The sequence below is a fragment of the Sphingopyxis sp. QXT-31 genome (assembly GCF_001984035.1).
Lineage (GTDB): Bacteria > Pseudomonadota > Alphaproteobacteria > Sphingomonadales > Sphingomonadaceae > Sphingopyxis.
The window spans coordinates 3,332,459-3,350,252 of the sequence record NZ_CP019449.1 but is presented as its reverse complement, the minus strand read 5'-3'; the positions used below and the strand labels follow the sequence as shown (position 1 = coordinate 3,350,252).

Here is a 17,794-nt window from a genome sequence, read left to right as displayed (position 1 = left end):
ATTAGAACTCCAATCCGCCTTCGCGAGCCGCGTCGGCCAGCGCCTTGATGCGCCCGTGGAACAGGAAACCGCCGCGATCGAACACGACCTGCGTCACGCCCGCCTTCTTGGCGGCAGCGGCAAGGCGCTTGCCGACGTCGGCGGCAGCCGCCGTGGTCGCGCCGGTCTTGCCGCGCACATCCTTTTCGAGCGTCGAAGCCGAAGCCAGCGTCTTGCCGGCGGCGTCATCGATGAGCTGCGCGTAGATATGACGGCCCGAACGGTGCACCGACAGGCGCGGACGCCCGGCGGCGCGCTGGCGAAGGGCGGTACGAACGCGCTGACGGCGCTTCTGGAAAGAGGTGAGATGTGCCATGGCTTACTTCTTCTTGCCTTCTTTGCGGAAGATGTACTCGCCGCGATATTTGATGCCCTTGCCCTTATAGGGTTCGGGCTTACGCCAACGGCGGATTTCCGCCGCGACCTGGCCGACCTGCTGCTTGTCGATGCCGCTGATCTCGATCGTCGTGTTGTCCGGCGTCTTGATCTCGATGCCTTCCGGCACCGCAAAATCGACATCGTGGCTGTAGCCGAGCTGCAGCTTCAGCGTCTTGCCCTGCGAGTTGGCGCGATAGCCGACACCGGTGATCTCGAGGACCTTGGTGAAGCCTTCGGTCACGCCCGTGATCAGGTTCTGCACAAGCGTGCGCTGCATGCCCCAGAAAGCGCGCGCTTCGCGGGTCGTGTTCGCTGGCTGGACCGAGATGCTGCCTTCGGCGACTTCATAGTTGATGAGGTCGGAAAGCGGCATCGCGAGCGTGCCCTTCGGACCCTTCACCGACAGCTGGCCGCCGTCGATCGCGGCGGTGACACCGCCGGGGATCGCTACTGCCTTTTTACCAATGCGCGACATCAGAACACCTCCGCCAGCACTTCGCCGCCGACATTATGCTCGCGGGCTTCGGCGTCCGAGAGAACGCCGCGCGGGGTCGACACGATGGTGATGCCCAGGCCGTTGCGCACGATCGGAAGTTCCTTCGAACCCGAATAGACGCGGCGGCCCGGCTTCGAAACGCGCGCCACGTGGCGGATCGCCGGCTGCCCTTCGAAATATTTAAGTTCGATGCGGATGCCCTTGTGCTGGCCCTTGGCACCCAGCGCTTCTTCGCTGTAGCCGCGGATATAGCCTTCGCGCTGGAGCACATCGAGAACGCGGACGCGCAGGGTCGAGGCGGGCGTGAGGACGCTGTCCTTCTTCGCCTGCTGGCCGTTGCGGATGCGGGTGAGCATATCACCCAGAGGATCGGTCATTGCCATCTTGCGTCTTCCTTACCAGCTCGATTTCACAACGCCGGGGATCAGGCCCTTGTTGGCCAGATCGCGGAGCTGAATACGGCAGAGCCGGAACTTGCGATAATAAGCGCGCGGGCGACCGGTCATCTCGCAGCGGTTGCGGATGCGGGTCGGGTTGCCGTTGCGCGGAACTTCCGCCATCTTGAGGCGCGCGATCAGACGCTCGCCTTCGTCGAGCGACGTGTCCGCCGCGATCGCCTTCAGCTTCGCATAGCGGCCGGCATATTTCTTCACCAGCTTCTTGCGACGCTCATTCTTGTTCACTGAACTCAGTTTCGCCATGACTTAAGTTCTCTTTCCTCTTGAAAGAGCCTGCCTGGTCCCGTGCGGGACTCAGGCGGCTTCCTTTTCCTGCGCTTCGATCGGGAAGGGGAAGCCGAACAGCTTGAGCAGTTCGCGGGCTTCGTCGTCCGTCCGGGCGGTGGTGGTGACGATCACGTCCATGCCGCGCACCGTGTCGATGCGGTCATAGTTGATCTCGGGGAAGATGATCTGTTCCTTCAGGCCCATGGCATAATTGCCACGGCCGTCGAAGCTGGTCGCCGACACGCCGCGGAAGTCGCGGATGCGGGGCATCGCGATCGTGATCAGGCGGTCGAGGAACTCGTACATGCGTTCGCGGCGCAAGGTGACCTTGCAACCGATCGGCATGCCTTCGCGCAGCTTGAACTGGGCGATCGACTTCTTGGCCTTGGTCACGACGGGCTTCTGCCCCGCGATCAGTTCCATTTCGGCGGCCGCGATTTCGACCTTCTTCTTGTCCTGGACCGCGTCGCCCACGCCCATGTTGAGCACGATCTTCTCGATCTTCGGGACTTCCATCACATTCTTGTAACCGAACTTCTCGGTCATCGCCTTGACGATCACATCGTCATAGCGCTTGCGCATGCGCGGAGTGTAAGCATCAGCCATTGATCGTCTCCCCGGACTTCACGGCCACGCGGACCTTCTTGCCGTCCTTGGTTTCAAAGCGGACGCGCGTCGGCTTGCCGTCCTTGGGATCGGCGAGCGCGACCTTGCTCGCGAAGAGCGGCGCTTCCTTGCGTTCCAGGCCACCCTGCGGGTTGGTCTGGGTCGGCTTGCGGTGGCGGGTGATGACGTTGACGCCCGCGACGACGAGCTTGCCGTCCTTGGGCAGGCTCTGCGTCACTTCGCCGGTCTTGCCCTTGTCCTTGCCGGACAGGACGACGACGGTGTCACCCTTCTTGATCTTGTTCGCCATGGTTAGAGGACCTCCGGCGCCAGGCTGATGATCTTCATATAGCCGCGGCCACGCAGTTCGCGGACGACGGGGCCGAAGATGCGGGTGCCGATCGGCTCCTCGTTCTTGTTGACGAGCACGGCGGCGTTGCTGTCGAAGCGGATCACCGAACCGTCGGCGCGGCGCACATCCTTCGCGGTGCGGACGATGACGGCGCGATGCACGTCGCCCTTCTTCACCTTGCCGCGCGGCTGGGCTTCCTTGATCGACACGACGATGACGTCGCCGACACCGGCGGTACGACGCTTCGACCCGCCCAGCACCTTGATGCACTGGACGCGCTTGGCGCCGCTGTTGTCGGCGACTTCCAATTGTGACTGCATCTGGATCATCGATGCATTTCCTTCTTGTTTGGCCTACCGGGATGCCCCGGCGGTTCCGTGAACTGGTGTCAGCCTTCGGCCGGGGCGGCAGCGGCCGGGGTCGAACCCTTCGGCTTGCTGTGGGTGTCGACCTTGTCGAGCACGCGCCACGTCTTCAGCTTCGAAATCGGCTTCGTTTCCTCGATGCGGACGGTTTCGCCGGCCTTGATGGCGTTGTCCTCATCGTGGGCGTGATACTTTTTCGAACGACGGATGATCTTACCGTAGAGCGGGTGCTTCACCTTGCGCTCCACTTTCACCACGACGGTTTTGTCGCCCTTGTCGGACACCACGGTGCCGGTCAGAATGCGCTTCGGCATCGTTAGTCTCCTTACTTCGCAGCCGAGCGCGAACGCTCGGTCTGCTGCGTCTTGATGCGGGCGATCGAGCGCCGCACTTCCTTGACGCGCGAGGGCTTTTCCAGCTGGCCGGTGGCCGCCTGGAAGCGGAGGTTGAACGCCTCGCGCTTCAGTTCGCCGAGATCGACGGCGAGCTGGTCGTCGGTCTTGGCCTTGAAATCTTCGGTCTTGGCCATGTCCTTAGCCCTCCAGATGCGAAGTATCGCCGAGACGGGCGATAACCTTCGTCTTGATCGGCAGCTTCATCGCGGCGCGTTCGAACGCCAGCGCGGCCACGGGGCCCGGAACGCCGTCGAGTTCGAACAGGATGCGGCCCGGCTTCACGCGCGCGGCCCAGAATTCCGGCGAACCCTTGCCCTTGCCCATACGGACTTCGGCCGGCTTCGACGACACGGGGACGTCGGGGAAGATGCGGATCCACAAACGGCCCTGGCGCTTGATCGCACGGCTGATCGCGCGGCGGGCCGCTTCGATCTGGCGCGCGGTGATGCGCTCGGGTTCCATCGCCTTCAGCCCGTAGGAGCCGAAGTTCAGGCTGGTGCCGCCCTTGGCATTGCCATGGATGCGGCCCTTGAACGCCTTGCGGAACTTGGTTTTTTTCGGTTGCAGCATGTCAGCGTTCCTTAGCGGCGATCATCGCGCGCCGGGCGCACGCCCGACGTCTGCGCGTCGAGCATGATGCGATCGGTCGCCATCGGGTCGTGACCCAGGATTTCGCCCTTGAAGATCCACACCTTGATCCCGCACACGCCATAGGCGGTGTGCGCGGTCGCTTCGGCATAGTCGACGTTGGCGCGAAGCGTGTGCAGCGGCACGCGGCCTTCGCGATACCATTCGGTGCGCGCGATTTCCGCGCCGCCCAGACGGCCGGCGCAGTTGATGCGGATGCCCTCGGCACCGAGACGCATCGCCGACTGCACCGCGCGCTTCATCGCACGGCGGAAGGCCACGCGGCGCTCGAGCTGGTCGGCAATGCCTTGGCCGACGAGCTTGGCGTCGACTTCGGGCTTGCGGATCTCGACGATGTTCAGCGACACGTCGCTGCCGGTCAATTCGCCGAGCTGCTTGCGCAGCTTTTCGATGTCGGCGCCCTTCTTGCCGATGATGACGCCCGGACGGGCGGCATAGATCGACACGCGGCAAAGCTTCGCCGGACGCTCGATCACCACCTTCGAGATCGCGGCCTGCGGCAGCGTCTTGAAGATGAAGTTGCGGATCTTCAGATCCTCAACGAGCATGCGGCCATAGTCCTGGCCTTCGGCGAACCACCGGCTGTCCCAGGTGCGGTTGACCTGCAGGCGCAGGCCGATCGGATTGCTCTTCTGGCCCATCTTACGCCTCTTCTTCCTGTTCGCGCACAACGATGCGGATGCGGCTGAACGGCTTGACGATCCGGGTCGACTTGCCGCGGCCGCGTGCGTGCCAGCGCTTCATCGAGATCGACTTGCCGACGCTGGCTTCCTGGACGACCAGGGCATCGACGTCGAGATTGTGGTTGTTTTCCGCATTGGCGACGGCGCTGGCGAGAACCTTGCGCACGTCGACGGCCATCGCCTTCTTCGAGAAAGCGAGGACGTTCATCGCGTCTTCGACCTTGCGGCCGCGGATCAGCGCCGCGACGAGGTTCAGCTTCTGCGCCGAGCCGCGAATCTGCGTACCGACCGAGAGAGCCTCGTTATCCGCAACGCGGCGGGGGGACTTTTCCTTGCCCATTAGCGTTTGCCCTTCTTGTCGGCCGCGTGGCCGGGGAAGAAGCGCGTCGGCGCAAATTCACCCAGCTTCATGCCGACCATGTCTTCGTTCACCGACACCGGCACGAACTTGCGGCCGTTGTAGACGTTGAAGGTCAGCCCGACGAACTGCGGCAGGATGGTGGACCGGCGCGACCAGGTCTTGATCGGGGCAGAGCTGCCGCCGTCCTGGGCCGTTTCGGCTTTCTTGAGGAGATGAAGGTCCACGAAAGGACCCTTCCAGACCGAGCGAGCCATGGCTTACCTCTTCTTCTTCGCGTGACGCGACCGGATGATCATCTTGTCGGTCGACTTATTGTGACGGGTACGGGCGCCCTTGGTCGGCTTGCCCCACGGAGTGACCGGGTGGCGGCCGCCCGAGGTGCGGCCTTCGCCGCCGCCGTGCGGGTGATCGACCGGGTTCTTGGCGACGCCGCGGGTCAGCGGACGCTTGCCGAGCCAGCGGTTGCGACCGGCCTTGCCCAGGTTGGTGTTCTGGTTGTCGGGGTTCGACACCGCACCGACCGTGCCCATGCACTCGCCGCGGATATACCGCTGTTCGCCCGAACCGAGACGCACGATCACGAGACCGCGGTCACGACCGACGACCTGCGCGTAAGTGCCGGCAGAACGGGCGATCTGGCCGCCCTTGCCCGGCTTCATCTCGATATTGTGGACGATCGTGCCGACCGGCATCTGCGACAATTCCATCGCATTGCCCGGCTTCACGTCGGTCTTCTTGCCGGCGACGACGGTGTCGCCGACCGCCAAGCGCTGCGGCGCCAGGATATAGGTCTGCTCGCCGTCCTCATACTTCACCAGCGCGATGAAGGCGGTGCGGTTGGGGTCATATTCCAGACGCTCGACGGTGGCCGGCATGTCCCACTTGCGACGCTTGAAGTCGATGAAGCGGTACTTCTGCTTGTGGCCGCCGGCGATGCCGCGCGAGGTCACATGACCCTTGTTGTTGCGGCCACCGGTCTTGTTCTTGCCCTCGGTCAGCGCCTTGACGGGCTTGCCCTTCCACAGCGACGATTTGTCGACGAGGATCAGGCCGCGCTGCGCGGGGCTGGTCGGATTATAGGATTTAAGTGCCATTGTTCTTGCCTCTTCCTACAATCAGACGCCGGTGGTGACGTCGATCGACTGGCCTTCGGCCAGGCGAACGATCGCCTTCTTCACGTCGCTGCGGGTGTAGGGCTTGCCCTTCCAGCGCTTGGTCTTGCCCTTGGTGACGAGCGTGTTCACGCCGATCACCTTGACATCGAACAGCGCCTCGACGGCGGCCTTGATGGCGGGCTTGGTCGCGTCGTTCGCGACCTTGAACACCACCGCGTTGTTTTCGCTGAGCAGGGTCGACTTTTCGGTGATCACCGGAGCGAGGATCACGTCATAGTGACGCGCGTCGACAGTTTTTGCCTTAGCCATGGAAACGGGCCTCCAGCTTTTCGACCGCCGCGCGGGTCAGGACCAGCGTGTCGGCACGGATGATGTCATAGACGTTGGCACCCGCCGCCGGCATCGAGTCGATACCGATCAGGTTGGCCGACGCCATGGCGAAGCTTTCATGGACCGCATCGCCGTCGATGAAGAGCGCGCGGTTGCCGAGTTCGAGCTTGCCGAGCTTGCCGGCGAGCGCCTTGGTCTTGGCATCCTTGAGCTCGAGCGTGTCGAGAACGACGATCTTGCCGCCCTTCGCCTTGTCGCTGAGCGCCATCTTGAGGCCGAGCGCGCGGATCTTCTTGTTCAGCGAGTGGCCGAAGGTGCGGGCCCGGGGACCGTGCGCCTTGCCGCCGCCGATGAAGATCGGCGCCCTGCGATCGCCGTGACGGGCGGTACCGCCGCCCTTCTGGCGACCGAACTTCTTGCCGGTGCGGGCGACGTCGCTGCGTTCGCGAGCGGCGCGAGCCGGACCACGGCGCTTTTCGAGCTGCCACGACACGACGCGGTGCAGGATGTCGGCGCGCGCTTCGACGCCGAAGACGTCGTCGCTGAGGTCGATGTCGGTGCCGGCCTTGCCGTCGATGGTTTGAACCTTGACCTTCATGATCAGGACTCCTGCGCGCCGTCGGTGGCCGCGGTGTCGGTCACGACGGTCTCTTCGACCGGCGTTTCGACCGGCGCGTCTGCCGGGGCTTCCTGGTTGCTGTTGGCCGCGCTCTTGATGCCCGCCGGATAGGGGGCCTCGGGGTGGCGCGGCAGCTTGACCGCATCGCGGACCATCAGCCAGCCGCCCTTCGAGCCAGGGACCGAGCCCTTGACGAAGAGAAGGCCGCGCTCGGCGTCGGTGCGGACGATTTCGAGATTCTGCTGGGTGCGGTTGCGCGCGCCCATGTGGCCGGCCATTTTCTTATTCTTGAAGACGCGGCCCGGATCCTGGCGGTTACCCGTCGAACCATGGGCACGGTGGCTGATCGACACGCCGTGCGTGGCGCGCATGCCGCCGAAACCCCAGCGCTTCATCGCACCGGCAAAACCCTTGCCCTGCGTGACGCCCTGGATGTCGACGATCTGGCCGGCGACGAAATGGTCGGCCGACAGTTCGGCGCCGACGTCGAGCGTCGCGTCGTCGGCGACGCGGAATTCGACGACCTTCGCCTTGGGTTCGACTTCGGCCTTGCCGAAAGCGCCGCGCTGCGGCTTGGCGACATTCTTCGCCTTCGCCGAGCCGGCACCGAGCTGGACGGCGACATAGCCGTCACGTTCTTGTTCGCGCACGGAAATGACCTGGCAGCCTTCGAGGCTCAGGACGGTGACGGGCACGTGGCGGCCGTCGTCCTGAAACAGGCGGGTCATCCCCATTTTCTTCGCGATCACGCCAGTACGCATGATCCATACTCCTCAACAGAGGCCGGGCGGACTATTCCGCACGGCTTGCGGGACCCGTTGAGGCAAGCCTCGCAGGAACCCTCCCAGCCCAAAATTTCGATGCATCGCCCCGTCCGGGCTGAGGTGCCGCCTTCCCGTAGGAGAGCGGCGAGACGGGGGACGCAGCCCGGACCATGATGCTTCCGAGGAAGCGGTCCGGCGGTATCCACCCTATCGTCGGTCCGGATCGCTCCGGACAATGCGGCTTCCGGGGAAGCCGCCGATAGAGACCCCGGTTTTCACCGGGGCTGTGCTGGCTCAGGCCAGCTTGATTTCGACGTTCACGCCCGCGGCGAGGTCGAGCTTCATCAGCGCGTCGACCGTCTGCGGGGTGGGCTGCACGATGTCGAGCAGCCGCTTGTGGGTACGCACCTCGAACTGCTCGCGCGACTTCTTGTCGACATGCGGGCCGCGGTTCACGGTGAATTTTTCAATACGCGTCGGAAGCGGGATCGGGCCGCGAATAAGCGCTCCGGTACGGCGGGCCGTATCGGCGATGTCGGTGGTGGCCTGATCGAGCACGCGGTGATCAAAGGCCTTCAGGCGAATGCGAATATTCTGCGTTTCCATGACTGTTCCAGTCGAATCCCGTCTAACGATGCGAAAGAGCCGAAATGGCCTGCTCCGGTTTCCGCAGGGAAGCCGGATCGGCCATCAAAAATCTTTAAGCTACGAGCCGCGCGAATCGGTTCCGAATCGCGCGGCTCGCGGCCCTATATTACTTTGTGATCGTCGCGACAACCCCTGCGCCGACCGTGCGGCCGCCTTCGCGAATCGCGAAGCGCAGGCCCGGGTCCATGGCGATCGGGGCGATCAGCTTGACCGACAGCTGGACGTTGTCGCCGGGCATGACCATCTCGGTGCCCTCGGGGAGGATGACCTCGCCGGTGACGTCGGTGGTGCGGAAGTAGAACTGCGGACGATAGTTCGCGAAGAACGGCGTGTGACGGCCGCCTTCGTCCTTCGACAGGACGTACACTTCCGAGGTGAACTCGGTGTGCGGCTTGATCGTGCCGGGCTTGCAGAGAACCTGGCCACGCTCGACTTCTTCACGGCCGACGCCGCGGATCAGCGCGCCCACGTTGTCGCCGGCCTGGCCCTGGTCGAGCAGCTTGCGGAACATTTCGACGCCGGTCACGACGGTCTTCTTGGTGTCCTTGATGCCGACGATCTCGACTTCTTCACCAACCTTGACGACGCCGGTTTCGATACGGCCGGTGACGACGGTGCCGCGACCCGAGATCGAGAACACGTCTTCGATCGGCATCAGGAAGGGCTTGTCGAGCGGACGCTCGGGCTGCGGGATCCAAGCGTCGACGGCAGCCATCAGCTTCAGGATCGCGTCCTTGCCGATGTTGTCGTCGCGGCTTTCCAGCGCGGCGAGCGCCGAACCGGCGATGATCGGAATATTGTCGCCGTCGAAGTCGCGCTTCGAAAGCTCTTCGCGGATTTCGAGTTCGACGAGCTCGAGCAGCTCGGGATCGTCGAGCTGGTCGACCTTGTTGAGGAAGACGACCATGGTGGGAACGCCGACCTGCTTGGCGAGCAGGATGTGCTCCTTGGTCTGCGGCATCGGGCCGTCAGCGGCCGACACCACCAGGATCGCGCCGTCCATCTGGGCGGCACCGGTGATCATGTTCTTCACATAGTCGGCGTGGCCCGGGCAATCGACGTGCGCATAGTGGCGGCCTTCGGTTTCATATTCGACGTGCGCAGTCGAAATGGTGATGCCGCGCTCGCGCTCTTCGGGCGCCTTGTCGATGTTCGCGAAGTCGACGGCGGCGTTGCCCGCGACGTTTTCGGCAAGCACCTTGGTGATCGCTGCGGTCAGCGAGGTCTTGCCATGGTCGACGTGACCGATGGTGCCGATGTTGCAGTGCGGCTTCGTCCGCTCAAATTTAGCCTTGGCCATGATGTAACAACCTTCTTGTTCGATGTTTGCGTTGATCAGTCCTGGACGCGCCTGCTGAATCAGGCGCCGCCCTTAGAGGGCTTTGCCGCGCGGTGCAAGCCCGCGCGGCTTAGCGTCAGGCCATCTTGGCCTTCACTTCTTCGGCGACGTTGGTCGGCACTTCCTCGTAATGCGAGAATTGCATCGAGTAGCTGGCGCGCCCCTGGCTGAAGCTGCGCAGCTGGTTGACGTAACCGAACATGTTCGCCAGCGGCACGATCGCCTCGACGACCTGGGCGATGCCCCGGCTGTCGGTGCCCTGGATCTGGCCGCGGCGGCTGTTGAGATCGCCGATCACGTCGCCCATGAACTCCTCGGGGGTCACGACCTCGACCTTCATCACCGGCTCGAGCAGCTTGATGCCGGCCTTCGCCGCCACTTCGCGCATCGCCGCACGGCCCGCGATTTCGAACGCCAGCGCCGACGAGTCGACGTCGTGGTACGCGCCGTCGGTGAGCTTGATTTCGAAGTCGATGATCGGGAAGCCGATCATGTGACCGTTTTCGGCCGACTCGCGCATGCCCTTTTCGACCGAAGGAATATATTCGCGCGGAATGTTGCCGCCCTTGATCTCGTCGATGAAGGTGATGCCCGAGCCGCGCTCGCCGGGGGCGACGCTGACCTTGACGCGGCCGAACTGGCCCGAGCCGCCCGACTGCTTTTTGTGGGTGTAGTCGACGTCGACCGGACGGGCGAGCGATTCGCGGTACGCCACCTGCGGCGCGCCGACGTTCGCCTCGACCTTGAACTCGCGCTTCATGCGATCGACGAGGATGTCGAGGTGAAGCTCGCCCATGCCCTTGATGATCGTCTGGCCCGATTCATGGTCGGTCGACACGCGGAACGAGGGATCCTCGGCGGCCAGGCGGTTGAGCGCGATGCCCATACGTTCCTGGTCGGCCTTGGTCTTCGGTTCCACCGACAGCTCGATGACCGGCTCGGGGAATTCCATCCGCTCGAGGATGATCGGCGCGTTGGTGGCGCAGAGCGTGTCCCCGGTGGTGGTTTCCTTGAGGCCGGCGAGCGCGACGATGTCGCCCGCATAGGCTTCGTCGATGTCTTCGCGGCTGTTCGCATGCATCAGCAGCATGCGCCCGACCTTTTCCTTCTTGTCCTTCACCGAATTCAGGTAGGTGCCCTTGTTGAGGGTGCCCGAATAGATGCGCGCGAAGGTGAGCGAGCCGACGAACGGATCGTTCATGATCTTGAAGGCGAGCAGCGACAGCGGCGCCGAGTCCGAGGTCTCGCGCGAATCAGGCTCGTTGGTGTCGGGGTTGATGCCCTGCACCGGCGGAATGTCGAGCGGCGAGGGCAGATAATCGACGACCGCGTCGAGCAGCGTCTGGACGCCCTTGTTCTTGAACGCCGAGCCGCAGAGGACCGGGACGAACGCCTGCGCCAGCGTGCCCTTGCGGATCAGCGCCTTGAGCGCCGGTACGTCGGGGAGCGTGCCTTCGAGATAGGCTTCCATCGCGTCGTCGTCCTGTTCGACGGCGAGCTCGACGAGCTTTTCGCGATATTCGGCGGCCTTGTCGACGAGGTCGGCGGGAATTTCCTCATAGAAGAATTCGGCGCCGAGGCTTTCGTCCTTCCAGATGATCGCACGCTCGTTGACGAGGTCGACGAGGCCCTTGAAGTCGCCTTCAGCGCCGATGGGCAGATAGAGGACGGCCGGGGTCGCACCCAAGCGATCGACGATCGTCTGGACGCAATAATAGAAATCGGCGCCGGTGCGGTCGAGCTTGTTGATGAAGCACATCCGCGGAACCTTGTACTTGTCCGCCTGGCGCCACACGGTTTCCGACTGCGGCTCGACGCCGGCAACGCCGTCGAACGCGGTGATCGCGCCGTCGAGCACGCGCAGCGAACGTTCGACTTCGATGGTGAAGTCGACGTGGCCGGGGGTGTCGATGATGTTCAGGCGATGCTCGGGACCCTTGCCCTCATCGGCCTTCCAAAGACAGGTGGTCGCAGCCGACGTGATCGTGATGCCGCGTTCCTGTTCCTGCTCCATCCAGTCCATGGTGGCGGCGCCGTCGTGGACTTCGCCGATCTTGTAGGACTTGCCGGTGTAATAGAGGATGCGCTCGGTCGTCGTGGTCTTGCCGGCGTCGATGTGCGCCATGATCCCAAAGTTGCGATAATGTTCGAGCGAATGGCTGCGTGCCATGGTCTTTTCCTTGGTTTTTGGGGGAGGCCTTTGGAGCCGCCCCCGATATAGGAAGTTTTGTTGCGATTGCGAGACGCCCCCCTGACGCGGAGGGCGTCCGGCAAATTACCAGCGGTAGTGCGAGAAGGCGCGGTTGGCTTCGGCCATTCGGTGCGTGTCTTCGCGCTTCTTGACCGCGTTGCCGCGGTTGTTCGACGCGTCGAGCAGTTCGCCCGACAGGCGCGCGGCCATCGTGGTCTCGCTGCGGTTGCGCGCAGCAGTGATCAGCCAGCGGATCGCGAGCGCCTGCGCACGGTCCGGACGGACTTCGACCGGAACCTGGTAGGTCGCACCGCCAACGCGGCGGCTGCGGACTTCGATGTTCGGGCGGATGTTCGCCAGCGCTTCGTGGAACACGCCGATGGGTTCCTTCTTGGCGCGGGCTTCGACCGACTCGAGCGCACCATAAACGATGCTTTCGGCGACCGACTTCTTCCCGTCCAGCATGACGCTGTTCATGAATTTCGACAGCACGACATCCCCGAAACGGGGATCGGGCAAGATTTCGCGGCGTTCAGGACGACGACGACGAGCCATGGGTAATTCCTTTTACAACAGCATCCCGGCGCCAAGGCGGCCTGGGATGATCAAATAGCCGAAAAAGCAGTCCTTACTTCGGACGCTTCGCACCGTACTTCGAACGGCTCTGCTTGCGGTCCTTCACACCCTGCGTATCAAGCACGCCGCGCAGGACGTGGTAACGCACACCGGGAAGATCGCGGACACGACCGCCGCGGATCAGCACAACGCTGTGTTCCTGGAGGTTGTGGCCTTCGCCGGGGATGTAGGTGATGACTTCGCGGCTGTTGGTCAGGCGGACCTTCGCAACCTTGCGGAGCGCCGAGTTCGGCTTTTTCGGGGTCGTCGTGTAGACACGGGTGCAAACGCCGCGCTTCTGCGGGTTTGCGTCCATCGCCGGGACCTTGGACTTCACCTTCTGGGGAGTCCGGCCCTTGCGGACCAGCTGGTTGATCGTGGGCATGAATGCTTCACCTTTAAATGTCCGCCCATCAAAGCGAACGGTTACTGTACCGCGGTGGACGAAGCATCGGTCCGAACCCCGCGGAAAACCGCGAAAAACGGGCGACCCTGTAACAGCAAAAGACCCCGGTCGATCGCATTCGATCCCCGGAGGCTCCATCCGCGCCAGCAATGTTCAAGCGCTGTTGTAACCGGAAGTGGCGGATAAGCGCCGCTTTCGATCGACGCGGCCCCTAGCGGCGATTCCCGCGGGGGTCAAGGGGTGAGCAAGATTGTTGCGCCGGTTCGGGGGCGCTATCGGTCGGCGATGCCCGCCGTCCGCCACGCCAGTTTTGCGCCGCATGTATATCCCGACACGCGGCTGCTGATCCTCGGCAGCCTGCCCGGCGCGCGTTCGCTGGCAGAACAGCGCTATTATGCGCATCCGACGAACCAGTTCTGGCAGCTGGTTGGGGAGGTGATCGACCGGCCGCTGGCTGGGATGGACTATGACGACCGGCTGGCGGCCTTGCGCGAGGCGAAGGTTGGCCTGTGGGACGTGATTCGTTCGGCGGAGCGGCGGTCGAGCAGCGATAGCGAGATACGCGAAGTCGAGGCGCAGGATCTGGCGGCGCTGGTCGCCGAGCTGCCCGATTTGCGGATGATCGCCTTCAACGGCGGCAAGGCCGCGGCGGTCGGGCGGCGGCAGTTGCCGGGGCTGGAGGGGGTCGAGATCGTCGACCTGCCGTCGAGCAGTGCGGCGAATACCGGGGGCTATGCGGGGAAGCTCGAGCGGTGGCTGGTTTTGTGTTTAGCGCTCAGCAGATGAAAGTTGTATGCACGATCACGTGTCACATCAGAGATTTTACGGAACTCGATCTTTAGCTATATAATTTGATTATGGCCGACAAGAAACCCAAAACAAGATTCCAAATAGAAGCCGCTGGCCGGTTGCGCGAGCTATTTTCAGTTCAATCTGAAAAAGACGGAACAACCACACTCTTTATAAAATTTGCCAATCAGCAAGAATCTAATCCTGACAAGGTTGTAAAATCGCAAAAGTTCTCGATTCATGCCACAAAAAACAGCGCTGATGCAGGAAGAACCATAAAGCAAACAATTATTTTTAACGACAATTCCGAGAAAAATACATATCAATACAGAATACCAAACGAAAGAGGTTTTTCAGCGATCATATATAGCCGCCTATGTACTGATCTGAACAATGAAATATATCTATCAAATCCTCGAGATGGGGATCTTCAAGAAATAATTGTTCCATATGATGCAGCTGAAGTAGTTCTCCTATATATTGTGATTGCTTCAGATCCGCCGATTCCTTTGGAGAGCTTCCTACCGGCAGGGATGAACATCACGGAATTTGAGATGCCATCGCTTCAGCTTATAATACTGTCTTCATTTTTTCCTGTTCATCCTATCCCTCAGGGGCAGATGATGGGACAGTTCACTGATCCGGATATCACAAAGTATATGGTGGGAGAAAAGCACATAACTTCCGACAGCGTTGAAGAAATGTTGCTATACATTGAGTTTGTTAAGCATTCCATGAGAGAGAACCTAAGGGGTCGGATAAAAAACTTTGCGAAGTTAGACGATGAAACAACTGCGTTAGTGGACAAACTTCTTAATATTGGTCCGGTCCCACAAGTTCTTTCTCCTTCCACCTGACAGGTTCGAAGGTCAGTCCACCACCTCACCCCGCGCCATCACGAAATCGACCTTTTTCAGCACGGTCACGTCGGCGATCGGGTTGCTAGCCACCGCGATGATGTCGGCGCTCTTGCCTGACGTGATGGTGCCGATCTGGTCGGACAGGCCGAGGAGGTCGGCGGCGTTCACCGTCGCGGCCTTGAGCGCTTCGACCGGGGTCATGCCGTGCGCGACGAGCAGTTCGAACTCGTCGGCGTTGCGGCCGTGCTTCGAGACGCCGGCGTCGGTGCCGAAGGCGATGCGCACGCCGCGCGGCACGAGCGCCTCGAGGCTCCTGCCGGTGATGCCGATGCGCCACTGGATCTTCGCGAGCACGTCGGGCTCATAGGCCGCGGCATTGGCGGCGATGCGTTCCTTGTAGCCGTTCACGGTCGACAGCGTCGGGACATAGTAAGTCCTGGTTTTCGCCCAGGCGGCGATGGTCGCTTCGTCGAGGATCGTGCCGTGCTCGATCGAATCGGCGCCGGCCGCGAGCGCGAGGCGGATGCCGTCGGCGCCGTGGGCGTGGACCGCGACCTTCTTTCCGAACAGATGCGCGGTGTCGACGATCGCCTGCGCTTCGTCGTCGAACATCTGCTTGCCGAGGCCGGCGCCGATGCGGCTGTTGACCCCGCCCGTCGAGGCGAATTTGATCACGTCGGCGCCGCGTCCGATCTGCAACCGCACCGCGCGGCGGCAATCGTCGGCGCCGTTGCAGGTGTTGCCTGCGCCCGCGAAGAAGGGCCGCAGCTCGTCGCGATAGCCGAGCGAGCCGTCCATATGCCCGGCGCTGCCCGATATGCTGGCGCCTGCGTCGACGATGCGCGGGCCCTGAACCTTGCCCGCGAGGATCGCGTCCCTGAGCGCGAGCGTCGCGCCGTCGCCGTCGCCGAGGTTGCGCACCGTGGTGAAGCCCGCGCGCAGCGTCTTCATGCCGTTGACCTCGGCATTGAAGGCCTGCGCCGCGGGGCTGAGCGTGACTTCCTCGAGCTGGCCGGCGATGCCGCCCGCGTCGCTGGTGAGGTGAACATGACTGTCGATCAGCCCGGGGAGGACATATTTGTCCTTGAGGTCGATCACGGTCGCACCGGGATCGGCGGGCTGGTGGCCGTCGGCGATCGACACGATCTTGCCGCCTTCGACGGTGATCGTCGAAGCGCCCTTCGCGGGCTTGCCGGGTTCTGCGATCAAGTGGCCGGCGTGGATCACCGTGCGGGCGGTCTGCGCGGCGGCGGGCGTAGCGAGCGCGGTGCCGAGGAGAAGGAGCGGGAGGAAGGTCGTCGGTTTCATTCTGGCGTCCCCTGTATCGTTGATCCGGAGTCCATCCGGGGTCCCGCCGTTTTGAAGTCCAAGTGGGACCGCGGGTCAAGCCCGAGGCGACGACGCGCAATATGTATGCAACTTGCCCATCCGCGACGCCGCCGGTAAGCGCGCCCGCATGCCCCAGCGCCTGACCGATATCGATACCTGGATCTTCGATCTCGACAACACGCTCTATCCGCCGTCGGCAAAATTGTTCGACCTGATCGACGCGCGCATGGGCGCCTTCATCATGCGGCTGCTCGATGTCGATGCCGCCGAGGCGCGGCGGGTGCAGAAGCAATATTTCCACGACCATGGCACGACGATGGCGGGGCTGATGCGCCATCATGACGTCGCGCCCGAGGATTTCCTGGTCGACGTCCACGATATTGCGCTCGACCGCATCGCGCCCGATGCGCGGCTGCGCGCCGGGCTCGAACGGCTGCCCGGACGGCGGCTGGTTTTCACCAATGCCGACGCCGATTATGCGGCGCGCGTTCTGGAAGCGCGCGGGATCGCCGACCTGTTCGACGGCATCTGCGACATTCGCGTTACGCGCTATACGCCGAAGCCCGATCCGGCCGCCTATGCCATGATGGTCGACCACCTCGGCATTGACCCCAAACGCAGCCTGTTCGTCGAGGATATGGCGCGCAACCTGACCCCGGCAAAGGCGCTAGGGATGACCACCGTGTGGCTGGACAATGGCAGCGAAAGCGGCCATCGCGACCACCTGCCGGACCAGGTCGATTTCCATGCGACCGACATTTCGGACTGGCTCGACAATCTACCGACGCCTTGGGGGATTTCATGACGACTGACCTGCAATCGACGATCGAAGCCGCGTGGGAGGCGCGCGACACTTTGGGGCTGACGACGACCGGCCCCGTGCGCGAAGCGGTCGAGAGCGCGCTCGCAGGGCTCGACGACGGCAGCTATCGCGTCGCCGAGCGCGACGCCGGCGGCACCTGGCAGGTCAACCAGTGGCTGAAGAAGGCGGTGCTGCTTTCGTTCCGCCTCAACGACATGGAAATCATCGACGGCGGCGCCGGCGGCGCGGCCTGGTGGGACAAGGTGCCATCGAAATTCGCGGGTTGGGGCGAGAATCGCTTTCGCGACGCGGGTTTCCGCGCGGTCCCCGGATCGATCGTCCGCCGCGGCGCCTTTATCAGCAAGGGCGCGGTGCTGATGCCGAGCTTCGTCAATATCGGCGCCTATGTCGGCGAGGGATCGATGGTCGATGCCTGGGCCACCGTGGGAAGCTGTGCGCAGATCGGCGCCAACGTCCACCTCTCGGGCGGCGCGGGGATCGGCGGCGTCCTCGAGCCGCTGCAGGCGGGGCCGGTGGTGATCGAGGACGGCGCCTTCATCGGCGCGCGCGCCGAAGTCGCCGAGGGCGTGATCGTGCGGGAGGGCGCGGTGCTGTCGATGGGCGTCTATCTGGGCGCCTCGACCAAGATCATCGACCGCGCGACGGGCGAGGTCTTCATGGGCGAGGTTCCGGCCTATTCGGTCGTCGTTCCGGGGTCGCTGCCCGGCAAGCCGCTGCCCGATGGCTCGCCGGGTCCGTCGCTTTATTGCGCGGTGATCGTCAAGCGCGTCGACGCGAAGACGCGCGCCAAGACCGGGATCAACGAGCTGCTGCGCGACTGATCGCGTCCGCCGCTCGTCGAGCGCCGCGGGCGGTTCATGGAAGAGGCCATAATTTTACGACCTCCTTCTTTAAGGAGGCGCGGGCGACAGGATGTTG

At 63.2% G+C, this 17,794-nt stretch carries 27 protein-coding genes; 4 read left to right on the top strand and 23 right to left on the bottom strand.

Annotation, left to right across the window (positions count from 1 at the left end; translation table 11 throughout):
* Position 1 precedes the first annotated feature (1 nt).
* The 22 genes from rplR to rpsL form a co-directional block, all read right to left on the bottom strand.
* Positions 2-355: a 50S ribosomal protein L18 gene (gene rplR, locus BWQ93_RS16160; protein ID WP_077031401.1), complete on the bottom strand. Its 354-nt coding sequence runs from the start codon at positions 353-355 to the stop codon at positions 2-4.
* Positions 356-358: 3 nt separating this feature from the next.
* On the bottom strand, positions 359-892 hold the full coding sequence (rplF, locus tag BWQ93_RS16155; RefSeq protein WP_077031400.1) for a 50S ribosomal protein L6: 534 nt from the start codon (positions 890-892) through the stop codon (positions 359-361).
* A complete protein-coding gene (rpsH, locus tag BWQ93_RS16150; RefSeq protein ID WP_054589697.1) occupies positions 892-1,296 on the bottom strand; it encodes a 30S ribosomal protein S8 in 405 nt (134 codons plus the stop codon). The genes rplF and rpsH overlap by 1 nt, the downstream gene beginning before the upstream one ends.
* Before the next feature lie 12 nt (positions 1,297-1,308).
* On the bottom strand, positions 1,309-1,614 hold the full coding sequence (gene rpsN / locus BWQ93_RS16145) for a 30S ribosomal protein S14 (RefSeq protein WP_058806659.1): 306 nt from the start codon (positions 1,612-1,614) through the stop codon (positions 1,309-1,311).
* Between the two features lie 51 nt (positions 1,615-1,665).
* Positions 1,666-2,244 carry a 50S ribosomal protein L5 gene (gene rplE / locus BWQ93_RS16140; RefSeq protein WP_077031399.1) on the bottom strand — a complete coding sequence of 193 codons (579 nt, stop codon included), beginning with the start codon at positions 2,242-2,244 and terminating at the stop codon, positions 1,666-1,668.
* Entirely contained in the window at positions 2,237-2,554 is a 318-nt protein-coding gene (gene rplX / locus BWQ93_RS16135; protein ID WP_077031398.1) for a 50S ribosomal protein L24, read from the bottom strand. Before rplX ends, rplE begins: the two co-directional genes overlap by 8 nt.
* A 2-nt stretch (positions 2,555-2,556) precedes the next feature.
* A complete protein-coding gene (gene rplN / locus BWQ93_RS16130) occupies positions 2,557-2,925 on the bottom strand; it encodes a 50S ribosomal protein L14 (RefSeq protein ID WP_011543078.1) in 369 nt (122 codons plus the stop codon).
* A gap of 59 nt (positions 2,926-2,984) precedes the next feature.
* Entirely contained in the window at positions 2,985-3,275 is a 291-nt protein-coding gene (gene rpsQ / locus BWQ93_RS16125) for a 30S ribosomal protein S17 (RefSeq protein ID WP_077031397.1), read from the bottom strand.
* Between the two features lie 11 nt (positions 3,276-3,286).
* Entirely contained in the window at positions 3,287-3,490 is a 204-nt protein-coding gene (rpmC, locus tag BWQ93_RS16120) for a 50S ribosomal protein L29 (protein WP_077031396.1), read from the bottom strand.
* A gap of 4 nt (positions 3,491-3,494) precedes the next feature.
* Positions 3,495-3,926, bottom strand: coding sequence for a 50S ribosomal protein L16 (gene rplP / locus BWQ93_RS16115; RefSeq protein ID WP_037515653.1), 432 nt, complete (start codon positions 3,924-3,926; stop codon positions 3,495-3,497).
* A gap of 11 nt (positions 3,927-3,937) precedes the next feature.
* Complete coding sequence (gene rpsC, locus BWQ93_RS16110) at positions 3,938-4,645, bottom strand: 30S ribosomal protein S3 (RefSeq protein WP_077031395.1); 708 nt, start codon at positions 4,643-4,645, stop codon at positions 3,938-3,940.
* Between the two features lies 1 nt (position 4,646).
* Positions 4,647-5,027 carry a 50S ribosomal protein L22 gene (gene rplV / locus BWQ93_RS16105; RefSeq protein WP_058806665.1) on the bottom strand — a complete coding sequence of 127 codons (381 nt, stop codon included), beginning with the start codon at positions 5,025-5,027 and terminating at the stop codon, positions 4,647-4,649.
* On the bottom strand, positions 5,027-5,302 hold the full coding sequence (gene rpsS / locus BWQ93_RS16100) for a 30S ribosomal protein S19 (protein WP_037556370.1): 276 nt from the start codon (positions 5,300-5,302) through the stop codon (positions 5,027-5,029). Before rpsS ends, rplV begins: the two co-directional genes overlap by 1 nt.
* A gap of 3 nt (positions 5,303-5,305) precedes the next feature.
* Positions 5,306-6,142 (bottom strand): 50S ribosomal protein L2, encoded by an 837-nt coding sequence (gene rplB, locus BWQ93_RS16095; RefSeq protein ID WP_039578277.1) that lies wholly within the window; start codon positions 6,140-6,142, stop codon positions 5,306-5,308.
* 21 nt (positions 6,143-6,163) lie between these two features.
* A complete protein-coding gene (locus BWQ93_RS16090) occupies positions 6,164-6,472 on the bottom strand; it encodes a 50S ribosomal protein L23 (protein ID WP_058806667.1) in 309 nt (102 codons plus the stop codon).
* Positions 6,465-7,091, bottom strand: a complete 627-nt coding sequence (rplD, locus tag BWQ93_RS16085) for a 50S ribosomal protein L4 (RefSeq protein WP_077031394.1) — start codon at positions 7,089-7,091, stop codon at positions 6,465-6,467. The genes BWQ93_RS16090 and rplD overlap by 8 nt, the downstream gene beginning before the upstream one ends.
* Before the next feature lie 2 nt (positions 7,092-7,093).
* Positions 7,094-7,873: a 50S ribosomal protein L3 gene (rplC, locus tag BWQ93_RS16080; RefSeq protein WP_077031393.1), complete on the bottom strand. Its 780-nt coding sequence runs from the start codon at positions 7,871-7,873 to the stop codon at positions 7,094-7,096.
* A 297-nt stretch (positions 7,874-8,170) separates the two neighbouring features.
* The gene (gene rpsJ / locus BWQ93_RS16075) at positions 8,171-8,482 is read right to left on the bottom strand and encodes a 30S ribosomal protein S10 (protein WP_003042199.1); all 312 of its coding nucleotides are present in this window, start codon (positions 8,480-8,482) and stop codon (positions 8,171-8,173) included.
* 148 nt (positions 8,483-8,630) lie between these two features.
* The gene (gene tuf / locus BWQ93_RS16070; RefSeq protein WP_077031392.1) at positions 8,631-9,824 is read right to left on the bottom strand and encodes an elongation factor Tu; all 1,194 of its coding nucleotides are present in this window, start codon (positions 9,822-9,824) and stop codon (positions 8,631-8,633) included.
* A gap of 115 nt (positions 9,825-9,939) precedes the next feature.
* Positions 9,940-12,033, bottom strand: coding sequence for an elongation factor G (gene fusA / locus BWQ93_RS16065; RefSeq protein ID WP_077031391.1), 2,094 nt, complete (start codon positions 12,031-12,033; stop codon positions 9,940-9,942).
* Between the two features lie 105 nt (positions 12,034-12,138).
* The gene (gene rpsG / locus BWQ93_RS16060; RefSeq protein ID WP_037556359.1) at positions 12,139-12,609 is read right to left on the bottom strand and encodes a 30S ribosomal protein S7; all 471 of its coding nucleotides are present in this window, start codon (positions 12,607-12,609) and stop codon (positions 12,139-12,141) included.
* Positions 12,610-12,682: 73 nt separating this feature from the next.
* The gene (rpsL, locus tag BWQ93_RS16055) at positions 12,683-13,054 is read right to left on the bottom strand and encodes a 30S ribosomal protein S12 (protein ID WP_058805196.1); all 372 of its coding nucleotides are present in this window, start codon (positions 13,052-13,054) and stop codon (positions 12,683-12,685) included.
* A gap of 306 nt (positions 13,055-13,360) precedes the next feature.
* Here rpsL and BWQ93_RS16050 point away from each other — a divergent pair, with 306 nt between their 5' ends.
* A complete protein-coding gene (locus BWQ93_RS16050) occupies positions 13,361-13,861 on the top strand; it encodes a DNA-deoxyinosine glycosylase (protein WP_077031390.1) in 501 nt (166 codons plus the stop codon).
* A 71-nt stretch (positions 13,862-13,932) separates the two neighbouring features.
* On the top strand, positions 13,933-14,721 hold the full coding sequence (locus BWQ93_RS20910; protein ID WP_156878264.1) for a hypothetical protein: 789 nt from the start codon (positions 13,933-13,935) through the stop codon (positions 14,719-14,721).
* 12 nt (positions 14,722-14,733) lie between these two features.
* Here BWQ93_RS20910 and BWQ93_RS16040 read toward each other — a convergent pair whose 3' ends face one another.
* Positions 14,734-16,032 carry a metal-dependent hydrolase family protein gene (locus BWQ93_RS16040; RefSeq protein ID WP_077031388.1) on the bottom strand — a complete coding sequence of 433 codons (1,299 nt, stop codon included), beginning with the start codon at positions 16,030-16,032 and terminating at the stop codon, positions 14,734-14,736.
* Between the two features lie 148 nt (positions 16,033-16,180).
* Between BWQ93_RS16040 and BWQ93_RS16035 the strand changes: the two genes are divergently transcribed.
* A complete protein-coding gene (locus tag BWQ93_RS16035; RefSeq protein ID WP_077032464.1) occupies positions 16,181-16,858 on the top strand; it encodes a pyrimidine 5'-nucleotidase in 678 nt (225 codons plus the stop codon).
* Complete coding sequence (gene dapD / locus BWQ93_RS16030; RefSeq protein WP_077031387.1) at positions 16,855-17,697, top strand: 2,3,4,5-tetrahydropyridine-2,6-dicarboxylate N-succinyltransferase; 843 nt, start codon at positions 16,855-16,857, stop codon at positions 17,695-17,697. Before BWQ93_RS16035 ends, dapD begins: the two co-directional genes overlap by 4 nt.
* The last annotated feature ends 97 nt before the right edge of the window (positions 17,698-17,794 follow it).

Bases quoted from the DNA above. Each gene is read 5' to 3' on its own strand.
- rplR (WP_077031401.1), bottom strand. From the start codon at position 355: ATGGCACATCTCACCTCTTTCCAGAAGCGCCGTCAGCGCGTTCGTACC.
- rplF (WP_077031400.1), bottom strand. From the start codon at position 892: ATGTCGCGCATTGGTAAAAAGGCAGTAGCGATCCCCGGCGGTGTCACC.
- rpsH (WP_054589697.1), bottom strand. From the start codon at position 1,296: ATGGCAATGACCGATCCTCTGGGTGATATGCTCACCCGCATCCGCAAC.
- rpsN (WP_058806659.1), bottom strand. From the start codon at position 1,614: ATGGCGAAACTGAGTTCAGTGAACAAGAATGAGCGTCGCAAGAAGCTG.
- rplE (WP_077031399.1), bottom strand. From the start codon at position 2,244: ATGGCTGATGCTTACACTCCGCGCATGCGCAAGCGCTATGACGATGTG.
- rplX (WP_077031398.1), bottom strand. From the start codon at position 2,554: ATGGCGAACAAGATCAAGAAGGGTGACACCGTCGTCGTCCTGTCCGGC.
- rplN (WP_011543078.1), bottom strand. From the start codon at position 2,925: ATGATCCAGATGCAGTCACAATTGGAAGTCGCCGACAACAGCGGCGCC.
- rpsQ (WP_077031397.1), bottom strand. From the start codon at position 3,275: ATGCCGAAGCGCATTCTGACCGGCACCGTGGTGTCCGACAAGGGCGAC.
- rpmC (WP_077031396.1), bottom strand. From the start codon at position 3,490: ATGGCCAAGACCGAAGATTTCAAGGCCAAGACCGACGACCAGCTCGCC.
- rplP (WP_037515653.1), bottom strand. From the start codon at position 3,926: ATGCTGCAACCGAAAAAAACCAAGTTCCGCAAGGCGTTCAAGGGCCGC.
- rpsC (WP_077031395.1), bottom strand. From the start codon at position 4,645: ATGGGCCAGAAGAGCAATCCGATCGGCCTGCGCCTGCAGGTCAACCGC.
- rplV (WP_058806665.1), bottom strand. From the start codon at position 5,027: ATGGGCAAGGAAAAGTCCCCCCGCCGCGTTGCGGATAACGAGGCTCTC.
- rpsS (WP_037556370.1), bottom strand. From the start codon at position 5,302: ATGGCTCGCTCGGTCTGGAAGGGTCCTTTCGTGGACCTTCATCTCCTC.
- rplB (WP_039578277.1), bottom strand. From the start codon at position 6,142: ATGGCACTTAAATCCTATAATCCGACCAGCCCCGCGCAGCGCGGCCTG.
- BWQ93_RS16090 (WP_058806667.1), bottom strand. From the start codon at position 6,472: ATGGCTAAGGCAAAAACTGTCGACGCGCGTCACTATGACGTGATCCTC.
- rplD (WP_077031394.1), bottom strand. From the start codon at position 7,091: ATGAAGGTCAAGGTTCAAACCATCGACGGCAAGGCCGGCACCGACATC.
- rplC (WP_077031393.1), bottom strand. From the start codon at position 7,873: ATGCGTACTGGCGTGATCGCGAAGAAAATGGGGATGACCCGCCTGTTT.
- rpsJ (WP_003042199.1), bottom strand. From the start codon at position 8,482: ATGGAAACGCAGAATATTCGCATTCGCCTGAAGGCCTTTGATCACCGC.
- tuf (WP_077031392.1), bottom strand. From the start codon at position 9,824: ATGGCCAAGGCTAAATTTGAGCGGACGAAGCCGCACTGCAACATCGGC.
- fusA (WP_077031391.1), bottom strand. From the start codon at position 12,033: ATGGCACGCAGCCATTCGCTCGAACATTATCGCAACTTTGGGATCATG.
- rpsG (WP_037556359.1), bottom strand. From the start codon at position 12,609: ATGGCTCGTCGTCGTCGTCCTGAACGCCGCGAAATCTTGCCCGATCCC.
- rpsL (WP_058805196.1), bottom strand. From the start codon at position 13,054: ATGCCCACGATCAACCAGCTGGTCCGCAAGGGCCGGACTCCCCAGAAG.
- BWQ93_RS16050 (WP_077031390.1), top strand. From the start codon at position 13,361: ATGCCCGCCGTCCGCCACGCCAGTTTTGCGCCGCATGTATATCCCGAC.
- BWQ93_RS20910 (WP_156878264.1), top strand. From the start codon at position 13,933: ATGGCCGACAAGAAACCCAAAACAAGATTCCAAATAGAAGCCGCTGGC.
- BWQ93_RS16040 (WP_077031388.1), bottom strand. From the start codon at position 16,032: ATGAAACCGACGACCTTCCTCCCGCTCCTTCTCCTCGGCACCGCGCTC.
- BWQ93_RS16035 (WP_077032464.1), top strand. From the start codon at position 16,181: ATGCCCCAGCGCCTGACCGATATCGATACCTGGATCTTCGATCTCGAC.
- dapD (WP_077031387.1), top strand. From the start codon at position 16,855: ATGACGACTGACCTGCAATCGACGATCGAAGCCGCGTGGGAGGCGCGC.